Genomic DNA, 15,592 nt, shown 5'->3' on the forward strand with positions numbered 1-15,592 from the left:
GATATATAGGGAAGAAATAAACATCAAAACGATGAAGGAAAAAGAAACCATAAAAGCGAATGGTACTATAAAAATACAAGGGGGAAGAATGATGGAACCAATTTTAATGGATTTTCCGACAGAATTTACAACAGAACGTCTATTCATTAGAATGCCTCTCCAAGGGGATGGAAAAAAAGTCTATGAAGCTTTAATGGCTTCAATGAGTGAACTGAAACCATGGATGCCTTTTGCGCAGAGGGAGCAAAAGGAAGAAGAAGTGGAACTCAATATTCGGCAATCTCAAATAGAGTTTCTTCAACGGAAAGATTTGCGATTATTAGTCTATTTAAAGGAAACAGATGATTTTGTTGCTTCAGCAGGTCTTCACCGAATAGCTTGGGACGTTAGAAAATTTGAAATCGGCTACTGGATCGATTCTCGATATAGCAGGAAAGGCTATATGACGGAAGCGGTGGAGGGAATAACGAAATACGCGGTAAAAGAGCTTGGAGCACGCAGGTTAGAGATACGGTGTGACCCACTGAATAAAAAGAGCCGGGCAATTCCTGAAAGGCTCGGCTTCATTCTTGAAGGTATTTTGAAACAGAATGCAGTTTCTGCTGATAGGGAAAAAGGATTAAGGGATACTTGTATATATGCAAAGACTTTCTAAATAAACAACCTGGCTGGATGGCCAGGTTGTTTTATCAATCTTTCAATCGGCTGATTTTATCTTGTGCTTCGCCCTTTAGCTTATCCAGCTTTCCCTCAGCTTGCAGTCCAGGATCATTAGTAGCATTTCCTGCTTGATCTTTTGTTTCACCCTTAACTTTGTTTACAGCACTTTTTATTTTATCGGACAAATCTGCCATGATAAAACCTCCTTTTAGTCTGCTTCTATTATTCTACCCATGGGAGGATCTAGTAAACTTAGTCAGAGCTTTTTGCCAGTAGAAGAGGATTATAGACCAAAGAACATACCGATAATAGTCTTCCTTTTGAATTTGGACAGAAATGTAGATTCTTCTTTTTTAGATAAATTAGGTAGGAGCTCAAGTGTTGCTGGCTTCTTTTGTTCTAGGCTTTCTATAACAGTCATTAGCTTTTGTATTTGATTATGGAGATCTTCTATCTCACGACGATGTTGGAGAAGTTGGTAGGTAACAACGTCATCAGCTTTTCCTTCCATCTTTCTTTCAAGTTCCTTCACCTTTTCAGAAAGAATCTCGTAATCAGGAGAAGTTTCCGTCTTCTTAACAGACCCAGAACGTGAGGGTTGTCTGGCGGCAGCTATTTCCTGGAGTAATACGCCATTATTTAATTGTACTTGGATTGACTTTAATACTTCAATACATTCTTCTGAAAAAACATAATGGCCAAGTTCATTGCGTTCCATTGTAAGGTTGGCTTGTTTTACCCAACGTTGGATTGTACTCTGCGATACCCCGAGCATTTTAGCAACAGCATTCGTATTCATCCTCATCCCTCCTATTGTAGAATGATTCGCTTTTTTAATTAGTAATCCTTCGTGGTTGACAAAACAAGTCTTTTTTCAGCAAAGGTAGTGGGGTGACAACGATTTTCACGTTACTCCTGTCGAAATAACAAATGATTGGTTTAATGAAAAGGGTATAAGGGAAATTTAACGAAAAAGACCGGTATATGACAAAAGAAGAAAAAATCTTTTATAATAAAAAAAAAGCATAGTGAAAGGCGTGAAATAACATATGAGTATTCAGAATGAAATTATTCAGGCACTCCACGTTAAATCAGATATTGATCCTAAAGAAGAAATAAAAGAACGTGTAGAGTTTTTAAAGGCCTATTTAAAAAAATCTGGCGCAAAAGGTTTTGTGCTTGGTATTAGCGGAGGTCAAGATTCAACCCTTGCAGGAAGGCTCGCGCAAATAGCTGTTGAAGAAATGAGGCAGGAGGGCGGAGCAGCAGAGTTTACCGCAGTTCGTCTCCCATATGGAAACCAGCGGGACGAAGAGGATGCACAGCTTGCATTGGATTTTATCAAACCTGATAAAAGTTATACTTATAACATTCAAGAATCTGTTGATGCGGCAAAAGGTGAGTTTGACAAATGTGGCGGACAAACCCTAAGTGATTTCCAAAAAGGAAATATCAAAGCAAGATTAAGGATGATTGCACAGTATGCATTTGCAGGGGAAAATGACCTCCTTGTTATCGGGACAGACCATGCTGCAGAGGCAGTAACTGGATTCTATACAAAATTTGGTGATGGTGGTTCTGATCTGCTTCCACTCTCGGGATTGAACAAGCGTCAGGGAAGAAGGCTGCTAAAGGAACTTGGTGCAGAAGAAAGACTTTACCTTAAAGTTCCCACTGCAGACCTGCTTGATCAAAAGCCGCTTCAAGCTGATGAAACCGAGCTCGGGATATCATACGATGTGCTTGATGATTATCTTGAAGGAAAAAAGGTCAGCGAGGAAGCAGAGGAAAAAATCGAAAAAGGTTACAGAATGTCAGAACATAAACGAAGAATGCCGGCGTCCATGCATGACAGCTGGTGGCGGTAGCTGAAAGAGAAGCCCGGCGGTTTATTCTGGGCTTCTCTTTATAGTAAAGTAATCCGCCATAGATAAATTTTCCTAATTCTAAGGGGGGTGTGATTACGTGCCCTATTTTTGAAACTGATTGAGTACTAGATCTAACTTTGTACTGAGATTTATAGTAATATCATGTCCAAAACCATATAACAGGCCTGCCGAAATCATTTGTTGCCTTAAGGTTTCAATCTGATTCAAAAGCATGATTAACCCCCTTATTACCGAATCAATCTTTACAATAATTTTAGCATATCATATTTGCTAGATTGCTAGATTATTTGAATATTTTCCAAATAAAATGAGTAAAATAAGCACTTGCATAAAGGGGAGAGTTGTTCTTTATTTATAAATGGTACTTTAGAATTTGGGTATATACATTAAAGCAGGCATTGAAAACTATCGGAATGAACAGCATTCAAAAAAATAGAGCAGCAGCTTTGTATCGACATTAATGTTTTCCTGATACAAAACTGCTGCTTTTATTTTTTCTTTACAATCCTATCAGAGGAAAATACTTGCACAATGACGTTTCCTGCAATAGTTTTCGCCCTGATGAGAACAGGCTGTTGATAATTATTGCGGAAGACGAAATCAGGACCTGCCCAACTTACTGCTGCATCTCTTCCTAGTGGTACATAGGGTACTTCCTTACTATGTTTGAAACGTCTGACTACTGTTAACCCTGAATTGTCAACAGCATTAAAGAGTGTTGATGAAACTTGGCAAATCCCTCCTCCAACTCCCTCACTCAATTCGCCCTTAATAATCACCGGAGCAGATTTATACCCTCTTGCGGGTGTTCTCTGACCAACAACCTTATTGAAGGAAAAACTTTCACCAGGAAAGAGTACTTTGCTGTCGATAGCCTTAGCTGCAAGCTCGATATTATGTGATCTTTCCCTATTTCCAAGATTAAACCTCGTTGAATATTGTCCGATCAGTACAGAACGAATGTCATTTAATAATTCACTGTCTACTTTCGCATAAAGCGGTTTAACAGGGAGTTCAAAGCTGGATACTTCGGCCGAGTAAAAAGATTGAAGGAATGCTGATTTAAACATGAGATTATCAAGAACAGTACCATGTTGTTCAGGTACTATACTTTCGTTTTCGGCAAAATAAGCATTCTTGGGAGGTTTAAAGGCGTATTTTTCCATTTTTTTTGCTAGTTCTTCAATCTTCTCTTGATTTGCAAATGTTAGGCTGCTGGCAGGGAAAGTGAGTTCCTCCTTACTGACGATGGCAACAGTCTCATTCGCAAAGCGAATGGTAATAGAATCCGGCTCGATAAAAGGTGGGGTGGAAGCAGATGCTTCACCCGCTGCTGTGAATAAAAGTAATAAAAAGCATACTATCCGTGTATGTGCCAAAAGAAATCACCTCTTTTTTAATATGAACCTTATAATAAATTTCATGTGTAACATAAATGTAAAAAAAGCTTCCGTTTTTATCAGGAGTAGCATATAATCATACTGTATTAATCATATTAGTACACTTGATACAGATTGGGGTGAATTAGTTGTTCGAATTAGATTTAAGAAGTCGAAAGCCTATTTATGAGCAGCTGGTCGACAAGTTGAAGGAACTTATTATAAACGAAGTGTTTAAACCGGATGAACAGCTCCCTTCTGTAAGAGCCCTTGCCCAGGATTTGACTATTAATCCAAATACAATTCAAAAAGCGTATAGAGAACTGGAAAATCAGGGGTTTATTTATTCTTTGAAAGGTAAGGGGAATTTTGTGAGCCAAAATAACGGAGTCATGGACACACAAAAAATCGATCTTGTACTGAATGAATTAGAAAAGCTTATACAGGAAGCATTCTATCTTGGTGTAAAGCCTAGTGATTTAATAGCGGTAATCGAGAAGCTAAAAGCTCCGAAGGGAGGGGATGAATATTATGATTAAAATGGAAAGGATACAAAAGGGTTTTGGTAAGGAGATTGCCCTTTCCAATGTTAGTTTGAATATTGAAAAGGGCTCGATTTATGGATTAATTGGTTCAAATGGTGCAGGAAAAACAACTGTCATGAAGCTTTTAGCTGGTATTTATAATCAGGATGCTGGTGAAGTGACGGTGGATGCTCAAGCTGTTTATGAAAACGTGGAATTAAAGCAGCGAATGTTTTATATTCCTGACATTCCAGTATTTTTTACCCAATATACAATTGCCCAAATGGCCTCGTTTTATCATAGCCTTTATCCTAATTGGTCAGAAAAAAGATTCATCCTGTTAGTGGAATCGTTTAATTTTGATCTTAATAAAAAACTGCATACCTTTTCGAAAGGCTGGCAAAGACAAGCAGCTTTTATTCTTGCCCTTTCCTCCCAGCCTGAAATTTTAATATTGGATGAACCAATGGATGGATTGGATCCTGTCGTTAGGAAAAAAATAAAAAATCTTCTCGTTTCAGACGTAGCTGAAAGGGGAATGACCATTTTAATATCCTCGCATAATCTTAAGGAAATTGAAGATATTTGCGATACGGTCGGCATTCTTCACAAGGGAGAAATCATTCTTCAAAAAGAACTTGATGAATTAAAGTCTGATATTCATAAAATCCAGGTTGCTTATAAAGGAGTATTGCCTAGTGGATTATTTAAAAATCTAACGCTTGTACATACTGAAAAGCGCGGAAGCATTCTCTTGTGCATCGTTAGAGGAGAGGAAGAAGCGATTTTTAAAGCTGTAAGAGAAACCAATCCGCTTATTTTTGATATCCTGCCCTTGACTCTCGAAGAAATATTTATTTATGAAATGGGGGATATCGGCTATGCCATTGAAAACGTCATCACTAAATAAAGAGCTATTGATGAAAATAGCTCGAAATGTTTGCTGGCTTTCTGTTATTTATTTTCTAGGTCTTTTGTTTGCACTTCCATTCAGAATAAGCAATCAATATAATGAATTGATTCGATATCGTGCAATGAAGGAAGAAATCCACAGCCTATTCTATTTTGATTTTTTAATACAAAATGTTTTGATGGTAACTATTCCGATTTTAGTGGCAGTATTTCTTTTTAGGTTCCTTCATGTACGAAACGCTGCTGATATGATGCATAGCATGCCACTGAAAAGGCAGACGTTATTTCATTATCATGTTTTAACTGGGTTTATGTTCCTAGTTCTCCCGGTTTTATTCATTTCGCTTATTTTACTTGTTCTGTATGGAGCAATGGATTTAGAGTTATTATTTCCAATGAAGTATATTGTCACATGGGCAGGATATACAATTTTGTTTAACACTCTTTTTTACATGGTTGGCGTATTTATTGCAATGCTTACTGGGATTTCTGTTTTTCATGCCATACTAACGTATATTTTGCTTATTCTTCCGACAGGGCTGGCTCTTCTTATTGTGGAGAACCTACGACTACTGCAGTACGGATTTCCTAGTGATTACTTGATAACAAGCAATCTAGAGACATTATCTCCATTGTTATCTGCATTTATGATGGATGATAAGGGCATCAGCCTAAGAGCTATTGTTATTTTTGCGATCATCCCTGTTATTCTATATGGATTGTCCCTGTACTTATATCAAAAGAGAAAGACCGAGGTTGCTTCTGAAGCAATTGCATTCAAAAGCATTCAATATGTTTTTAAATATGGAGCCACGCTATGTGCGATGCTTTTATGTGGAATTTACTTCAGTGAAATTCAAAACAGCGCAACAGGCTGGACAGTTTTTGGCTATGTAGCGGGCGCAGCTCTGGGATATTTCATTTCTGAAATGATTCTCCGTAAAACATGGCGAGTGTCTAGAACATATAAAGGTCTATTAGGTTATGGATTAATTATCGCTGCTCTTATATCCGTTTTGAATATCACAGGATTGTATGAAAAAAATATCCCTGTTGCTAGTGAAGTCGATGAAGTGCTTTTCACCGATAATTTGGATTATGTGATGGGATATTATTCGGAAGATCAAGAAGTGTTTCCTCCTTCTCCTGTGAAGGGAAAGGAATTAATTGAACAGATTACTAAATTGCATAATCAGATTGTAAAAGACAAAAAGATTAACTTAGAGAATAATAATGACGAGACTGTGACACTATTTTTTAAGTATAAGTTAAAAGATGGAAGCAAAGTCATTAGGAGCTACTCCGTCAATGAACGTCTTTATGAGGACATGCTGAAACCAGTACAGAGCTCAGTTGAATATAAACTAGCAACAAATGCAGTCTTTAAGTATAGCCCTAAAAAAATTAATCGCCTTGAGATTGGCCATTATTATCCTGTTGGTAATAGCTTAATGATTACAAATAAGGAAGATATCTCATCCGCTTTTAAAGCGCTTAAAAAAGATATATTGGAAGAAAGCTATGAAGAAGGCAAGTATTTTTCTAATAGGGGTTTTCATGTTAATGTTGTGCTTAAAAAGGAAAACAGTTTGGATGTGGAATTCAAGCCTTCCTATAGGCACTTCCAAAAATGGATACAGGAAAAAGGAATGGGGAATATCGGAACGGTTAATACAAAAGATGTTGCCTACATAATCATCGGAGATAAAAAGATTGTAGATTATGAAATGGAAAAACAGGTAGAGGAAAAATTAAATAAAGTGGGTTCGTCTGTAAAAATAAAGGATAAAGAATTGATTGATTTGGCGCTGAAAAACGCTTCTGGTTTAGCGCAACGCTATACTGCCGTAGTTACATATAAAGGCGGCATCTATCAAGAAGTACTGTATTTTGACGGGGCACATTTACCGAATGAGATTAAAGATAAGATGAAGAAATAATGGAGTGGGGAGCATGAAAGAAGTTGACTTTAATGATATGTATAAAACTTACTATAAACGACTGCATTATTTAGCTTATTCGATTACGAGAGATAGCCACCTTGCAGAAGATGTCGTTCAAGAGACCTTTATTAAAGCATTCAGAAAAAGTGAAACGATTGAAAGTACGGAAAAAATAGGGGCTTGGCTAACTGTAATAGCAGGCCGAACTGCAATAGATTTCCTTCGTTCAGAAAAGCGAAAGCAATGGCTGCCTTCTGATCAAACAATGATGGAACAAATGATGTTTGAGGTGAAAAGCGGGATGACGACAGAGGAGGAAGTTGACATTTTGCTTTTCAAAGAGGCATTGAACAGATCGGTAGTCACTCTTTCAGCGGAATACCAGCAGGTTCTTATCATGAAATTGCAGTTTGGACTTCAGGAAAAAGAAATAGCAAATCTCTTGAAATTAAATTCAGCAACGGTTAAATCACGATTGCATCGTGCTAGAAAGCAGTTGAGACGTAATATTGCTGATAAAGAAACAGCATAGCGATGATTAGCAAAGTTGAAGAATTTATTAAAGAAAAGGTTCCTTGAATCCTTACTCCGGATTCAAGGAACCTTTTCATTTAACTAATATTGCCGACACGTTTCAGTTTAACTCCACAGTTACACATCGTACTGTGTTTAAGTTGTTTTATTTTTGAATGGCATCGTTCGCATATTTTTGCGGTTTGATTCATGGAAATCACTCCCATATCTTGATTGCATGCATGAATATAATACTTATTATATGTGATTTTTAATAAAAGTAAATACTAAATTAAAATTATTTTAATTTAGTATTTGTATTTACCCATAGTTAGCATCGAGAGAGGGTGCATTAAAAGTAGACGGCAGCCTTGATGAAAGACTGCCGTCTACGATTATTTTTTTACAATAATTGTCTTGGACTTGTGCGGCAAGTATATAGTAATTAACTCGAAAACGAGACCATAGACAAAGGTCGTCAGAAACATGGAACCGAACATATCCAGAATGTAATGTTGCTTGACAAAAAGTGTTGAAATGATAATCAATGAGCCTGTAGATGGAATGAATAAGGAATGAAATACAGATTTATTTTTAATATGAATGGAACCTAGCATAATTGCAAATGTAGTGAGAACATGAATGCTAGGAAAGCAATTGAACGGCTGATCATGCTGGTAAATCATTCCGACCAAGTCGATAAGCAGCCCGTCGCCATGGAGTGCAGGTCTCGGAACTGTTGTTTGAAAAAAGAAATAAATGAGAAAACAGACTAATTCACCAATGAAGATTACTGTCAGAGTCTGAATATAGACTTTCGTATCTTTAAAACAAAAATAAACAAGATACCCTACAATAAAGACATACCAAAAAATGTACGGTAGGATAAAAGCCGGTATAAAGGGAATGCCTGCGTCTACTTTTGTTGAAAGAACGACCGCATCCCGAGGATTATTGTTTAAAAGTTTATAGATTCCGCCAAGTGCGGGCATAACGAGGAGAAAAAGCAAAAAGGGAGCTCTTTGCAGTTTATCTCTCATTTTTTCTCCCTCCCTCTCAAGGTAGCTTGATACTTAAATACCACCTTAAATAAAAATTAATCATTTGATTTGCTTATGCAAGAAAAGTAGTGATGAAAAATAAGTAATATGTACATGTCTTTTAAACTATTATAATCTGAAGAACTTAGTTTGTCTGTATGACATTTGTAATACTCAGCATGTTTTTGAATAAATTAGTAGAAGAAAAAATGGAAAGGTTTTCGAACGTATAACTCTTTCAAGAATTAAGACGAAAAGAAACAACATCAAGTTACACCAAAAGATAAAATTATTCACCACCCTAAAGCGTGCCTGACCCCCAGTGCGGTGATGCGGTAAACAGAAAAAAGCAGAACCAGCTTGCTGGTTCTGCTTTGATTTACGCTTCTTTTGCCAGTTCTGTCAGTTGACCATCTTCTATACTAATGACTCTATCGCAAAGGTCAAGCATACGCTTATCGTGTGTTACCATGATGGCAGCCTTTTGACTTAGCTTTACTTCTTCGGCAATCATTTTGACAACCATGCGTCCTCTCTCTGAATCCAAGCTTGCTGTCGGTTCGTCAGCGAGAATGATTTCCGGGTTATTCATCCACGCACGTGCGATGGCAACACGCTGCTTTTCTCCTCCCGAAAGATGTTCAGGATATTGATCCGCACGATGTGCTAATCCAAGCCGTTTTAGAAGGACAGCTGCTTTTTCTTCATCCTCTCTTGTCTGCCTCCCAGCTAGCTTAGAAATAAGAAGCAATTGCTCTTTGACAGTCAGATAAGGGATCAGGTTTGCTGACTGGAAAATAAATCCAATATTCTCCATCCTCACTTTATTGAGCTTCTTCTCAGAAAGTTTATTAATTTCTTTATCAGCGATGATGATTCGTCCTTCTGTTGGACTTAATAATGCCCCAGCAATGGAAAGAAAGGTGCTTTTACCTGACCCGGAAGGTCCGACGATCGCAACCAATTCACCGGTTGCAACTTTCAACGATACGGAATCTAGTACTTTGATAGAACTGTCTCCATCTCCATATACCTTGCTGATATTTTCTAATTCCAATTTGTATCCCATTATACAGCCCTCCCAATTGCATCAATTGCATCCACTTTGGCAACACGGTATAGCGACAATGCTGCTCCTCCTAGTGAGACGATAATAAATAAGAGAGAGCAGATTGCAATCACTTCTGGTGTAAGTACAAAAGGCATGCTATCAGGCATGATTTGGCTCAACCCATAAGTAATAGAAATGCTGATGATAAGGCTGACAATCGTCAGGACAGCCACCTGAGAAACAATATTTGCGGAAAGATAGCTTGTTTTAGCGCCAATTGCTTTTAAAACGCCAAACTGATTGATTTTCTGCAATGTAATGACATAGAAGAATACCGCAAGAACGATGGCGGAAATAAGGAAGAGAAAGACAATCATCATCATCAAGGAGCTTTGTTCCTGCGAATAGCCAGGTATTCCTTGCAATGCTTCCTTAGTTGTCAGGACATTGACACCCTTCATTTCTTTTTCGACAGCTTTTATTGTTTTATCTGTACCCTTCAATGCAATTGCTGTAACAGAAGATTGTTCTTGTCCTATGCTCTTCTGCAGGTCTTTCCAAGCATTGAAATTTACATACACAACTGGTGTGTGGCTAAAAGAAACACCTTCAGTAAAACCTTTAATCATAAAAGTTTTTCCAGATGCCTGATCTTTTATTTCTGAGCCGATTTTCAAACCTTCTTGTTTAAGAGCAGCATCTGCAATCACTTCATCTTTGCCTGTTTTCGAAATGCTTTTTCCTTCAATTAGGCTAGGGGAGAGGAACCCATTTGGATCTACTGCGAAAAATGTAACATCTACTTTTTTATCTGTATCGATTTTTTCTACCGTAGACATTCGGACGCCGAGATCCTCTGTGTTATCATCACCTGCAACCTCTTTTGCCTGCAATAATTGTTTTTCATCTAGTTCTGATTTGCTAATCTGATTGTCGGAATCCTTTTGCAGCACTAAGTAATCTGCGTTCATATTTTGGATAGCCGAAGCATTATCAGAAGCTAGTCCGTTTGCAAGTCCTGTAACGAAGAGGACGAGCAAGGAGATCAGCACCATTATCAACCCAATTAAGGAATACCTTAGCTTAGCATGCCTGATTTCACGCAATGCGAGAAACATATAATCCACTCCATTCTAATTGAAGATTGTAAGCGAATATCTTTTCGCTTAACTCTTGTCCAATTATAAGAATGGAATATGAACAGAATATGAACAAGGGTTTACAATTTAGGAATAGTGACAATGAACGTTGTACCGACACCTTGTTCGCTTTTCACTTCAATTATGCCTCCATGGATTTCGACAATTTTCTTTACGATGGCAAGGCCTAATCCGCTGCTGCCTTCCTTTCGATTTCTAGCTTTATCTTCTTTATAAAAACGGTTGAATATATTTGGAAGACTGTCAGACGATATTCCAATACCTGTATCCTTTATGATAATTTTGCATTCTCTTTCTGAGTTTTTAATCGCAACAGATATAGTACCTCCACTCTCGGTAAATTTAATACTATTTGTGATGAGGTTAATCCACACTTGCTGTAATAGTTTCTCGTCTCCATAAATATACGTTTCAGGCAAATCAAGATCAAACGCGAGTTCCTTTTCCCTCCAACTCCATTCTGTCATAAACATCACCTGTTTGATTTGGGAAGATAAATTGAAGGTCACTTTTTCAATAATCGATTCTTCCTTGTCAAGGGAAGCTAGCATGAGCAATTGTTTACTCAGTTGCGAAAGTCTGCGGCTCTCTTCCTCGATAATGGACAAATAACGTTTCTTTGTTTCGTCTGGCAATTCTTTCTCACGAAGAGTCTGAGAGAAACCCTGGATGGAAGCAAGAGGTGATTGGATCTCATGCGAAACATTCGAAACGAATTCCTGCCTCATTTCCTCGAGCTGTTCGATACTTTTCGCCATACTGTTAAAGTGGTCTGCAAGTTGGCCAATTTCATCCCTTCTTTTCACATCCAATTCATACTGATAATTACCTAGCGCAATCTGCTTCGTTGCCTCCGTTAACTTGCTGATTGGTCTCACAATATAACGAGTACTAATCATGACAAGGATAATGCTAATGACAACCGAAAAAGTCAAGACAACTGCAAAAAAGATGCGCATTTCACCGAATTGATAACCGACATCAGGACGAACAAACATGGCATATTGCTTTCCTTCTGCGATGATTGGCATCCCAATCGTATTGATCACAGAGCTATCAAAAAATCCGGTGATGAACGTTTTAGATGGGAAATCTCGTATTCCGTGATAAATTTTTCCGGTAAAAACGGCATTAACAATATCTTGATCAATTTTCTTCTTGCTAAATTTCCCGCCGTAAAAAGATTTTTGTCCTTGTTTATCCACAAGGAAAATCTGATAGCCTAGCTCACCGGCATGTGCAAGATAGTTGTCTTTATCCAGTTCGGGATTTTGTCGGTAAAAATCCGAAATATCTCTTGCCATCGCTGTTACTTTATCGTCGTTGTAATCTTTTAGAAAAACTTGATAATATACATTCGATATCAGAAAAGACAGGAGACCGCTCAAAAGCATTGTTGCTAGGGTGACTGCTAGAATATGGGAGTAAATGGACTTCACTTTTTAGCTACCTCCAATTTATAACCAAGACCTCTAACCGTTTTGATGGAAAAATCGTCCGTCTTGCCAGTGAAACGATCTCTCAACCTTTTGATATGTACATCTACTGTCCGATCATCCCCAAAAAAGTCGGATCCCCAAATTTGATGGATTAATTCTTCTCTCGTGAAAATTCTGTTAGGATAACTCGCTAGTTGGGCAAGTAGCTCAAATTCCTTCATCGGCAGCATCAAAACCTGACCATTACAATTTACCTCATAGCTATTTTGATCAATAACAGTATCATGCAGCTTAATTTTGTTACCTGTTACCATTTGGTACCTTCGAAGCAATGCGCGAATCCGAAAGAGGAGTTCCTTAGGTTCAAAAGGCTTTGTTAAATAATCATCTGTACCAACGGAAAATCCCTTCTCTTTATCTCTAAGCTGATCTTTCGATGTAAGCAAAATAATTGGAAAGTCATAATGCTTCCGGATCTCCTCTGTTAGTTCGTATCCATCCTTATTCGGCATCATGACATCGACAACAGCTAGATTGATCTGTTGATGGAGAAGAATCGAACTGGCCTCCTTTCCATCTCTTGCTTCATGAATAGCATAACCTTCAGCTTCCAGATAGAATTTCAATAATTCTCGTATATTTGGATCATCATCTGCGACTAAAATATGCAGCATTACAAAATCTCCTTTTTACTCTTTGTTTTTTGGATGAAAATGTATGAATACAATAAGCAGAACGCACTGGTTTGCATCACCATTTCATTATAAAATGAAAGAAAGATTTTTTCATGTGGCATTGTGATGTCCATGCTAAGCTAAGTTGCTAAATATTTTTAGAAATGGAGGAAGCTGCATGGAAAATATACCTGTTGATTTCGGCTGTAACGAAACTGTTGACTTCTCCTTCTTTGATGCTGTAGCTTCCGGCATCGTCATCCGCAATTTAAAAGGTGAGACGCTTTTCGTTAATCAATCGTTTTGTCGTCTTTTTAACGTATCTAAGGAAGCAGTTAAAGGATTGAAATCCTACCGTCCCTATATCACTATTTCGACGGAAACAGGGGAGGATTACATTGATTATAAGGATTATTCTGCTTATAAGGCAGGGGTTACGGGAAAATCTGATGAAACATGTTTGAAGATCCAAACCGAAGAGGGAAAAGTAAAATGGATCAAAGTCAAGACAGAATTAACCCTTTTAGATCATAATAAATATATTGTCTCCACTATTATGGACATTACCGAAGAAAAACTGGCGAAGGAACGCTGTATCACCAGTGAACAAAGGTTAAAATATTTAATTCAATCAATGGACGAGCTTATTTTTACGATTGATCGTAATTTACGTTACACATCTGTTTATGGTCGCTGGCTCAAGAAATATGGACATTCGGAAACGACTATTGTTGGAAAAAGTGTTAATGAAATTGTAGATGTTTCAGGAAATCCGCTCCATACAAAGGCCATGAAGCAAGCATTTTCTGGTAAATCTTTTACCTATGAATGCCAACTGCAATTTGCTGGGAAGTTAAGTGACTTTCATGTATCTTTTTCTCCAATACGGTCTGAGGATGGGGAGATTGAATCCATTCTTGGAGTAGCAAGGGATATTACCTGTGAAAATAGGATGAAAAGACAGTTAAAGCTAAGCCAGGATTTATATGAAAAGCTGATTGAATTGTCGCCAGAAATGATTTATCTGCAAATGAACGGAAGCATTGTCTATATGAACGATGCAGGGATAAAAGCGCTTAAAGCCAACGGTATGTCAGAATTAAAGGGGAAATCCATCTATCAAATCATTCATCCGGAATATCACGAAATAATTAAGAAGCGGCTATCTCAACTAAAACAAAATAAGGATGTAGGATTGTTAGAAGAAAAGCTCATTTGTTTCGATGGATCTATAAAGTATTTTGAAGTTTCATCATCTCCTATCAAAATGGGAAGGAGATCTGGTTCAATTGTGTTTGCAAGGGATGTTACCGTCAAGCGGCAAGCAGTAGAACTTTTGAAGGAAAGCGAAGAGAAGTTTCGGCAGCTCGCAGAAAACATAAACGATATTTTCTGGATGAAAGACATCGCAACAAATAAATTTATTTATATTAGCCCTGCCCTTGATAAACTTGCAGGACCACTCCAGCATAAAAAATATCCGAACGCAAGTAGTCCTCTGCAGCACCTTATTCTTGAAGAAGGCCAGAAAACGCATGGCAATACGGAGGATTTAACAAGATCCTATAAAATCAAGACGAACATGGGCAAGGAAAAGTGGATGAAAGAAAGAATATTTTATATTCACAACGAGAAAAACGAACCGATCCGGATTGCGGGTGTTGCAGAAGACATCACAATATTAATGGAGACACAGGAGCTCTTGCAGAAACAAAAACGTCTGATGATCATACAAAACTTGGCAGCAGGCATCGCACACGAAATTAGAAATCCATTGACTACTATTAAAGGATTCATGCAATTGCTTCAAAATTTTATTCCGGAAAATTATTTTAATATCATGGAAAGTGAAGTAAATAATATAGACAAATTTATTGACCAAATGCTTCTGCTTGGTAAAGACACAGCGAAGAAAGAAAAAAGGGATGTAGCAATGTATTCATTACTGTCAGACGTCATATCAGCATTCCAACCTAAGATGGATATTAATTTTGAGCGCGGTAATCTTAAGGAAACGGATTTAGTGCAATGCCATGCAGACGAGTTAAAAGAAGTGCTGTTTAATATCCTTGATAACGCATGCAGTTCATTTAGCGGCAACGAAAATAGGGAGATTTGGCTAAAGGCTGAGGTGAATGGAAATAATGCATTGATAACGATAAAGGACAATGGCAAGGGAATCAGTGCGGAGCGAATAAAAATGCTAGGCGAACCGTATTATGCCAACAATGAAAAAGGAATTGGCTTTGGATTGATGATATGCCAGAAAATTATTGAAAACCATCATGGAGAACTCACTATTTTGAGCAAGAAAGGGGAGGGAACGACTGTTAAAGTTCAATTGCCATTAAAGACAGCGCTTAATCTATCAAATAGTATCTAATAATTCAAAAACTACAGCTTATACT

General features: G+C 37.7%; 16 protein-coding genes. 7 read left to right on the forward strand and 9 right to left on the reverse strand.

From position 1 onward, the window contains the following. Positions 1 to 91 precede the first annotated feature (91 nt). Positions 92 to 655, forward strand: a complete 564-nt coding sequence (locus BQ5796_RS07220) for a GNAT family N-acetyltransferase (protein WP_071459617.1) — start codon at positions 92 to 94, stop codon at positions 653 to 655. A gap of 34 nt (positions 656 to 689) precedes the next feature. On the opposite strand, the gene BQ5796_RS07225 is transcribed toward BQ5796_RS07220, so the two are convergent. Continuing rightward, on the reverse strand, positions 690 to 854 hold the full coding sequence (locus tag BQ5796_RS07225; RefSeq protein ID WP_071459618.1) for a CsbD family protein: 165 nt from the start codon (positions 852 to 854) through the stop codon (positions 690 to 692). Between the two features lie 89 nt (positions 855 to 943). Further along, positions 944 to 1,459 carry a MerR family transcriptional regulator gene (locus BQ5796_RS07230; protein WP_071459619.1) on the reverse strand — a complete coding sequence of 172 codons (516 nt, stop codon included), beginning with the start codon at positions 1,457 to 1,459 and terminating at the stop codon, positions 944 to 946. A gap of 250 nt (positions 1,460 to 1,709) precedes the next feature. Between BQ5796_RS07230 and nadE the strand changes: the two genes are divergently transcribed. Further along, entirely contained in the window at positions 1,710 to 2,528 is an 819-nt protein-coding gene (gene nadE, locus BQ5796_RS07235; protein WP_071459620.1) for an ammonia-dependent NAD(+) synthetase, read from the forward strand. A 102-nt stretch (positions 2,529 to 2,630) separates the two neighbouring features. Here the strand turns inward: nadE and BQ5796_RS18830 are convergent, their stop codons facing one another. Further along, positions 2,631 to 2,762, reverse strand: a complete 132-nt coding sequence (locus tag BQ5796_RS18830) for an aspartyl-phosphate phosphatase Spo0E family protein (protein WP_083413068.1) — start codon at positions 2,760 to 2,762, stop codon at positions 2,631 to 2,633. A 275-nt stretch (positions 2,763 to 3,037) separates the two neighbouring features. After that, positions 3,038 to 3,928 carry a VanW family protein gene (locus tag BQ5796_RS07240; protein WP_083413069.1) on the reverse strand — a complete coding sequence of 297 codons (891 nt, stop codon included), beginning with the start codon at positions 3,926 to 3,928 and terminating at the stop codon, positions 3,038 to 3,040. 149 nt (positions 3,929 to 4,077) lie between these two features. Between BQ5796_RS07240 and BQ5796_RS07245 the strand changes: the two genes are divergently transcribed. The 4 genes from BQ5796_RS07245 to BQ5796_RS07260 are packed head-to-tail and all read left to right on the forward strand — an operon-like array spanning position 4,078 to position 7,839. Further along, the gene (locus tag BQ5796_RS07245) at positions 4,078 to 4,467 is read left to right on the forward strand and encodes a GntR family transcriptional regulator (protein WP_071459621.1); all 390 of its coding nucleotides are present in this window, start codon (positions 4,078 to 4,080) and stop codon (positions 4,465 to 4,467) included. Then, on the forward strand, positions 4,460 to 5,362 hold the full coding sequence (locus BQ5796_RS07250; protein WP_071459622.1) for an ABC transporter ATP-binding protein: 903 nt from the start codon (positions 4,460 to 4,462) through the stop codon (positions 5,360 to 5,362). Before BQ5796_RS07245 ends, BQ5796_RS07250 begins: the two co-directional genes overlap by 8 nt. Further along, entirely contained in the window at positions 5,334 to 7,304 is a 1,971-nt protein-coding gene (locus tag BQ5796_RS07255) for a hypothetical protein (RefSeq protein ID WP_071459623.1), read from the forward strand. Before BQ5796_RS07250 ends, BQ5796_RS07255 begins: the two co-directional genes overlap by 29 nt. A 13-nt stretch (positions 7,305 to 7,317) precedes the next feature. Beyond that, positions 7,318 to 7,839, forward strand: coding sequence for an RNA polymerase sigma factor (locus BQ5796_RS07260; protein WP_071459624.1), 522 nt, complete (start codon positions 7,318 to 7,320; stop codon positions 7,837 to 7,839). 376 nt (positions 7,840 to 8,215) lie between these two features. Here BQ5796_RS07260 and BQ5796_RS07265 read toward each other — a convergent pair whose 3' ends face one another. The 5 genes from BQ5796_RS07265 to BQ5796_RS07285 all read right to left on the reverse strand — a co-directional run bounded on the left by BQ5796_RS07265 (position 8,216) and on the right by BQ5796_RS07285 (position 13,184). Further along, positions 8,216 to 8,860 (reverse strand): phosphatase PAP2 family protein, encoded by a 645-nt coding sequence (locus BQ5796_RS07265; protein ID WP_071459625.1) that lies wholly within the window; start codon positions 8,858 to 8,860, stop codon positions 8,216 to 8,218. A 379-nt stretch (positions 8,861 to 9,239) separates the two neighbouring features. Further along, positions 9,240 to 9,929 carry an ABC transporter ATP-binding protein gene (locus tag BQ5796_RS07270; protein WP_071459626.1) on the reverse strand — a complete coding sequence of 230 codons (690 nt, stop codon included), beginning with the start codon at positions 9,927 to 9,929 and terminating at the stop codon, positions 9,240 to 9,242. Continuing rightward, the gene (locus BQ5796_RS07275; protein ID WP_071459627.1) at positions 9,929 to 11,029 is read right to left on the reverse strand and encodes an ABC transporter permease; all 1,101 of its coding nucleotides are present in this window, start codon (positions 11,027 to 11,029) and stop codon (positions 9,929 to 9,931) included. The genes BQ5796_RS07270 and BQ5796_RS07275 overlap by 1 nt, the downstream gene beginning before the upstream one ends. A 101-nt stretch (positions 11,030 to 11,130) precedes the next feature. After that, positions 11,131 to 12,510 carry a sensor histidine kinase gene (locus BQ5796_RS07280; protein ID WP_071459628.1) on the reverse strand — a complete coding sequence of 460 codons (1,380 nt, stop codon included), beginning with the start codon at positions 12,508 to 12,510 and terminating at the stop codon, positions 11,131 to 11,133. Next, entirely contained in the window at positions 12,507 to 13,184 is a 678-nt protein-coding gene (locus tag BQ5796_RS07285) for a response regulator transcription factor (RefSeq protein WP_071459629.1), read from the reverse strand. Before BQ5796_RS07285 ends, BQ5796_RS07280 begins: the two co-directional genes overlap by 4 nt. Positions 13,185 to 13,362: 178 nt before the next feature. Between BQ5796_RS07285 and BQ5796_RS07290 the strand changes: the two genes are divergently transcribed. Next, positions 13,363 to 15,567, forward strand: coding sequence for a PAS domain-containing protein (locus BQ5796_RS07290; protein ID WP_071459630.1), 2,205 nt, complete (start codon positions 13,363 to 13,365; stop codon positions 15,565 to 15,567). Positions 15,568 to 15,592 lie beyond the last annotated feature (25 nt).

The organism is Bacillus massilinigeriensis (assembly GCF_900111815.1).
In the GTDB taxonomy this organism is placed as follows: Bacteria; Bacillota; Bacilli; order Bacillales; family Cytobacillaceae; genus Mesobacillus_C; species Mesobacillus_C mediterraneensis.

Coding starts and splice junctions, on each gene's coding strand:
- BQ5796_RS07255 (WP_071459623.1), top strand. CDS start 5,334: ATGCCATTGAAAACGTCATCACTAAATAAAGAGCTATTGATGAAAATA.
- BQ5796_RS07250 (WP_071459622.1), top strand. CDS start 4,460: ATGATTAAAATGGAAAGGATACAAAAGGGTTTTGGTAAGGAGATTGCC.
- nadE (WP_071459620.1), top strand. CDS start 1,710: ATGAGTATTCAGAATGAAATTATTCAGGCACTCCACGTTAAATCAGAT.
- BQ5796_RS18830 (WP_083413068.1), bottom strand. CDS start 2,762: ATGCTTTTGAATCAGATTGAAACCTTAAGGCAACAAATGATTTCGGCA.
- BQ5796_RS07290 (WP_071459630.1), top strand. CDS start 13,363: ATGGAAAATATACCTGTTGATTTCGGCTGTAACGAAACTGTTGACTTC.
- BQ5796_RS07220 (WP_071459617.1), top strand. CDS start 92: ATGGAACCAATTTTAATGGATTTTCCGACAGAATTTACAACAGAACGT.
- BQ5796_RS07225 (WP_071459618.1), bottom strand. CDS start 854: ATGGCAGATTTGTCCGATAAAATAAAAAGTGCTGTAAACAAAGTTAAG.
- BQ5796_RS07230 (WP_071459619.1), bottom strand. CDS start 1,459: ATGAATACGAATGCTGTTGCTAAAATGCTCGGGGTATCGCAGAGTACA.
- BQ5796_RS07285 (WP_071459629.1), bottom strand. CDS start 13,184: ATGCTGCATATTTTAGTCGCAGATGATGATCCAAATATACGAGAATTA.
- BQ5796_RS07270 (WP_071459626.1), bottom strand. CDS start 9,929: ATGGGATACAAATTGGAATTAGAAAATATCAGCAAGGTATATGGAGAT.
- BQ5796_RS07265 (WP_071459625.1), bottom strand. CDS start 8,860: ATGAGAGATAAACTGCAAAGAGCTCCCTTTTTGCTTTTTCTCCTCGTT.
- BQ5796_RS07275 (WP_071459627.1), bottom strand. CDS start 11,029: ATGTTTCTCGCATTGCGTGAAATCAGGCATGCTAAGCTAAGGTATTCC.
- BQ5796_RS07260 (WP_071459624.1), top strand. CDS start 7,318: ATGAAAGAAGTTGACTTTAATGATATGTATAAAACTTACTATAAACGA.